The organism is Cohnella hongkongensis, assembly GCF_042654645.1.
Lineage (GTDB): Bacteria > Bacillota > Bacilli > Paenibacillales > Paenibacillaceae > Cohnella > Cohnella hongkongensis.
Genome location: NZ_JBHSEP010000054.1, coordinates 1 through 696 on the forward strand (window position 1 = coordinate 1; position 696 = coordinate 696).

At 56.8% G+C, this 696-nt stretch carries 1 protein-coding gene; it reads left to right on the top strand.

Going from position 1 to position 696, the window contains the following annotated elements; translation table 11 throughout:
- Positions 1-73: 73 nt before the first annotated feature.
- A partial coding sequence (locus tag ACFO3S_RS27905; protein ID WP_378103047.1) for a transposase occupies positions 74-696 on the top strand: 623 nt, incomplete at its 3' end.

A 696-nucleotide genomic window follows, 5' to 3' on the forward strand; every position in this document is an offset into this window, starting at 1 on the left:
TTGAAATGAGAACAAATGTTTGGTATACTCGAAATAAGAACAAATGTTCCTTTCAAAGGGGGCGTTCCGCTTGATGTCCATTCGCAAGTTTATGGCTTGTTTTCCCGACGAGCCGGCCTGCCGGGATTTCTTGTTTCACGTCCGCTGGCCGCGCGGCTTTATCTGCACCAAGTGCGGCGAGATGCGATACTGTCTGATCAAGACGCGGAACGTCTACGAATGCGCCAATTGCAAGACGCAAACCTCCATTACCGCCAACACCTTGATGCACCGCACCAAGCTTCCTCTTCGCTGTTGGATGGTTGCGATCTTTTGGGTCGTCTCGGGCAGACGTTGCTCCGCCCGCCTGCTTGCCCGTACGCTCAAGCTGCAATATCGGACAGCTAGACGTCTGCTTCACAGGATCCGTCTGGCGATGTACAAGGTCGAGTCCGCGCCCCTGTTCGACTTCTGGAACCGCGAGAAACGCTCGGCCCAGCAGCCGGTCGTCAGGCGGGCCATGCAGCTGATGTTCAGAAAAGCCCGCTCCTTCACTCGACGCTACTACGGTCGCGTCTCTCCTTGGAGGCGGCCGTACTACTTTTGCGAATATCGCTTCCGCAGCACCCACGCCCACAATCCCTCCGGGGCGTTCATGATGCTGGCTACGAGCGCCTGCGCCACCATCTATACGCATAACGAGTACGGGAGGCTTCG